At 24.2% G+C, this 5,046-nt stretch carries 4 protein-coding genes and 1 pseudogene; 1 reads left to right on the top strand and 4 read right to left on the bottom strand.

What is annotated here, in order from left to right:
• Positions 1-14 precede the first annotated feature (14 nt).
• Both M3Z80_RS09150 and M3Z80_RS09145 read right to left on the bottom strand, forming a co-directional pair.
• Positions 15-419, bottom strand: a complete 405-nt coding sequence (locus tag M3Z80_RS09150) for a hypothetical protein (protein WP_293919308.1) — start codon at positions 417-419, stop codon at positions 15-17.
• A gap of 69 nt (positions 420-488) precedes the next feature.
• The gene (locus M3Z80_RS09145) at positions 489-1,904 is read right to left on the bottom strand and encodes an exopolysaccharide biosynthesis polyprenyl glycosylphosphotransferase (protein ID WP_293919307.1); all 1,416 of its coding nucleotides are present in this window, start codon (positions 1,902-1,904) and stop codon (positions 489-491) included.
• A 352-nt stretch (positions 1,905-2,256) separates the two neighbouring features.
• Between M3Z80_RS09145 and M3Z80_RS09140 the strand changes: the two genes are divergently transcribed.
• Positions 2,257-3,360, top strand: coding sequence for a glycosyltransferase (locus M3Z80_RS09140; RefSeq protein ID WP_293919306.1), 1,104 nt, complete (start codon positions 2,257-2,259; stop codon positions 3,358-3,360).
• Here the strand turns inward: M3Z80_RS09140 and M3Z80_RS09135 are convergent.
• Positions 3,302-4,141: an O-antigen ligase family protein gene (locus M3Z80_RS09135; RefSeq protein ID WP_293919309.1), complete on the bottom strand. Its 840-nt coding sequence runs from the start codon at positions 4,139-4,141 to the stop codon at positions 3,302-3,304. The two genes, M3Z80_RS09140 and M3Z80_RS09135, sit on opposite strands and share 59 nt — an antisense overlap.
• A 415-nt stretch (positions 4,142-4,556) precedes the next feature.
• Positions 4,557-5,046: pseudogene (locus tag M3Z80_RS09130) on the bottom strand (hypothetical protein); the annotation flags it as partial.

The raw sequence follows: 5,046 nt of genomic DNA, 5'->3' as shown, positions 1-5,046 counted from the left end.
TAATTATGAAATTTTTAAATAAATGTAAAAGGAGGAGCCCTTAAAGGATTTTCTAACTGATTTTCAGTTGAAGTATTTGAAAAGGTATAATAATGTTTTACATGTTTTTTTTCCGGATTTTTTAAACAAAAGTTAACGTTTAAAAAAAAATCGGGATTTATAAAAATGAGTTTTTGAAAAATTTCATAGTCTGTAGTGGATAATTTGAATTCATCCAAATTATTTTCCCCTAGATCGATGTGTTTAATAAGATCCTCAAGCTGATTAAATATATTTGAAGATTGATTTTCTTCTGAATCAACAAAAATACAGTTATGAAGCGTAAATTCAAACTCAACCTTATGCTGATGCGGCACAAAGGCATGCACTACAATTAATAATGTAGCAAATATTATTGATATTTCCCTTATTAATTTCAATTATAACAAATATAAATATTTAATTTGTTAAAAGCTATATTTTATATCTTATTTTATTATAAGATAATTTTATATAGCGTTTTTATCTCCACTTATCGTTTTAAAAACAGTTCCTGCAATAATTATCATATCTAATAAAAAAGACCATTTCCTGACATAATACACATCTGCTATGATTCGTTTCTGCATATCTTCTCTAGAATTAATTTCTCCTCTAAAACCTTTTACTTGAGCCAAACCGGTAATTCCCGGCTTAACATAATGCCTTAGGCTATATTTTAATAATAAATCATTGTAATAGTTATCTTGAACGACCATGTGCGGTCGTGGCCCAACAACCGACATATTACCTTTTAAAACGTTAAAAAATTGAGGCATTTCATCTAAACTGGATTTACGTAATATACTTCCTAATTTTGTAATTCTCGAATCTCCTTTAACAGTTGCTTTAACATCATTATCAGAACTATCAATCATGGTTCTGAATTTATAACAGTTAAATATTTGTCCCCCAAATCCAACTCTTTTTTGAAGATATAGAACTGGTTTTCCTGAATCTAATAAAATAGCTAATCCAATGAGCGGAAACAGCCAACTTAAAATAAAAATGATTATAAAACTGGAAAAAATTATATCGAAACTTCTTTTTAAAATTTGATTCCAAATATCATCAAGTGGAAATTTTTTAAATAAAAGTATTGGAAAAGTATCATAATACTCCAATTTTAAACCATAAAAAGAACCATATGCTGCGCTAGGAATAAATCTTATTTCAATATGCAACTTTTGGGCTAATACTACAAGGCTATCATGAATTTCAAGAGATAATTTTCCATTTAGAGAAAAAAATACTATTTGAACTCCTTCTTCTAATATAAAATATTTTAGTCTTATCAAATCGAATTTGTAGACTTTTTTTTGTTCATTGTCTTGAATATTTGAGAAAAAACATCCACAATTCATAAAACCATAATCCTTTCTTTTAGATAATAATTTAATAAAAGAACGTGTATTTTTATTTTCATCTACAAAAATTACTTTTCTATAATTACCTCCTAGCCTTCTATATATTTTTAATAATAAAAAAAGTAAAGCTCGAGCACCACATGTAAATGTAAATAGTAATAATAAAAAACATATTGTAATTCTATTTGAATATAAATCATCTTTTTTTAAACCCGACACAGCAAAAATTATGATACTAAATAAAATAATTTGGTGTAATGTAATTTTAATAATTGCTATAAAACTCGTAACTCTATCTACAGCATATAAACCAGTTTTTAATGAAATAAAATACCAGCTCATTAAAAATAATATTAATGCTTTATAATGAGCTAATAATAGATTATTTAATGAAATCCCATAAATACCTAAATCATTATATTGAATAGCTAAAAAACAAAAGAATAAAATAATTATAAAAATCAAATCTAATAAGAGATGAAGAAGAAAACTATTCTTTAAATACCTAACATACCTCATATACAATTACACTTTACTTCAAATAAAAATTTATTATGATGAATTTATATAAATATTTAATTTTATAAAATTAGTTATTTTTATACATATAAATATTTTTTATTTTTCTGTTTCAAATTATATAATTATTATATGCTAATTATTTAAATAATATTAAAATTAAATTTTATTTTTTTATAGATTAGAATTAATAATAATAGTTATAAATAAATAAATAATAACATTAAAAAGATGTAAATATAAAAGAGCATTTCGGAATAAGATTATTTATATTTAATTATTTCATATATTTATATAGTTAGATCATTTTTTTTTTATATTAAACATTAAAAAATTTATAAACTCTTAAATAATGCAAAAGATCAAAGTTTTACATGTAGTCGAATCTCTTGGAGGAGGTGTATTTACTTATATAAAAGACTTAACATTTTTTTTTAGAAAGCATAATACTTTATTTGATACGACAGTTGCATATTGTAATAAACGCCCCGAAGTTTCTAATTTAAATTTAAAAAAAGAATTATCTAATGGAGTTTCATTAATTGAAGTGGATATAAATAAAGAAATTTCGTTAAGGGATTTTAAAAGTCTTTATGACATAATAAAAATATACTATTCTTTACAACCTGATATCATACATCTACATTCATCTAAAGCAGGTGTTTTAGGAAAATTTGCCTCTCTATTTTATAGGAAAGCAAAAGTTTTTTATACTCCACATGGATACTCTTTTTTAAGAAAAGATATTATGTCTACCAAAAATAATCTTTTTTATTATATAGAAAAATATACAACCAAGTTCCTGGGAGGTACTACAATTGCTTGTGGAGATAGTGAATATGATTTAGCAAAAGAATTAGGAAAAGCCTTATTGGTGAGAAATGGGATAAATGTCCCCTATATATTAAATAAACACAAGTCAGAAAAATTATGTAATAACCGTATAGTCATAGGTACAATTGGAAGAATAGCCCATGTCAAAAATCCTGATCTATTTAATAAAATTGCATTAAATAATCCTGATCTTGATTTCTTATGGATCGGTGATGGTGACTCGAAAGAAATACTAAATGCACCAAATATTCATGTAACCGGCTGGCTAAATAGAGAAAAAATATTTGAACATTTAAATAAATTGGACATTTATATTCAAACTTCATTACGAGAGGGATTACCAATTGCTCCTTTAGAAGCAATGATATTTCAAAAACCTGTCCTAGCAACAAATACATTTGGAAATAAGGATGTTGTTACTCACGAGAAAACCGGATTCCTATTTACTAATGAAAATGATGCCCAAAAATATATAAATATTTTAAAAGATCTAAAAATCTGCAAAAAGATGGGAAAAGCAGGAATGGAAAGATGTATGGAATATTTTGATTTAAATAAAAATTTCATCTCTTTATTAAATATTTATCTTGATTGCTTACATAAAGATATCCGAAAAGACTAATAAATATACAACTATATACCGTCCCATCGAAACGTATTAAGAAATCATCGGTCATATTAGACACTATAAAGGATAAAGAATAATAAATTATCAAAGAATTATGTATTTTACATCCTATGTAAAATGGTATGATCATATACAAAATCAGCAATATTAATCCAATTATTCCAAATTTCACCAAATAATCTAAATATTGATTATGAACAGGAAATTTGTATTTAAACAAAAACATTTGATCGGTTTCATAGTAATATTCAAATAATTTTCTTTTTCCATCCGATGCTCCCACTCCAACGCATAAATTCCTTTTTGATAGATTAATAGCCGACCTCCAAATACTTAATCTTGTTACTAAAGAATTATAAATTTCACCTTCTGGATTTTCAAAATCATCAAGTCTCCCAATCTTATCTAAATTTCTAAAAGAAACAGTTGTGTATTTTTGTATTATATATGGAAAAAAATTTATAAATAATACCACAAAAATTGATATTAATGTTGTAATAAAAAATATTCTTTTAGCTGTAAAACTGAATTTATACTTATAAATAGTAATAAATAATGAACCCAATATTGAACAAAAAACTGCCATTCTTGTATTTATTAAGAAGACAAAATTTATTAAAATTATATATACAAGACAATCAAAAAATTTTTGATTTTTTTTCTTTTTTACATTATTAAAAAAAACATATAGCGAGCAAATTGAACAAAATGAAACAATTAAATTGAGTGCAGGTGCATGATTATGATATATACTTCTTGAAAAACTATATCCCATATCCCATACATCTATCCCATTTAAATAATTTTCAATATTTTTATTAAAAAAGATTATATAGTTAATTAAAAAACAAATCAGAGTTATACACATTATTTTTGTCCAATAATTGATTATTTTAAAAACGTCAATCTTAAATGGAGAAGAAAGTATAAAAAAAGGTACAAATAAATATATAATTTTTTTTTCTAATGACTTAAATCCATAATATACATAATCATTATTCCAAAACATTAATACTTCTATTAGAAATGGAATCGAAATTAAGAGAGTCAACCAATGAAATTTAATTTTAAATTTCAATTTGATAAAAATATAAATTTGAAAAACGATATATAATATTATCAGAAATGTACAAATCGGTCTAAATATAATCGTACTTAAAATTAATATTAACAAAATAAAATTTATCTTTTCAAGTTTTTGATTTATTAGCATCATAAAATAAAATAAAATAAATTAGAGGGAATATGCCTGCCTTATGTCTTATAGATGAACCCAAGTCAGGTTCAAATAATCCCTGAACGATAAAAAAAGTAAATGTGATATAAAACGCCCAATTAATATTGTTTTTTTTGTTATATTTTAAACTATTTTTAAATCGTATTGATAAATATATAAATAACATTAATTGCCATAGTGAAAAGATTACTATTTGAGGTGAACGGGAAAAAATTGAATTAATGGGAAAATTAACTACCATAAAACCATAGAAGATAGATACAGATTCCCCATACCAAGTATTTGTGGGGAGTGGCGGAATTATAGCAGATCTTGATTCATTTTTTATCTCAGGATGTTCTAAACGTATTTTATTCAATTCCGTTCTGTTTTTATCCGACATATATCCTCCTTTGATAACCCCATGAGCTATACTTAAAAAAATAATAAATACTAATCCGTAC

The organism is Apibacter sp. (assembly GCF_025291155.1).
Taxonomy (GTDB): Bacteria; Bacteroidota; Bacteroidia; order Flavobacteriales; family Weeksellaceae; genus Apibacter.
Note: the sequence above shows the minus strand (reverse complement) of the source record. Positions and strands in the feature narration are given on the sequence as shown.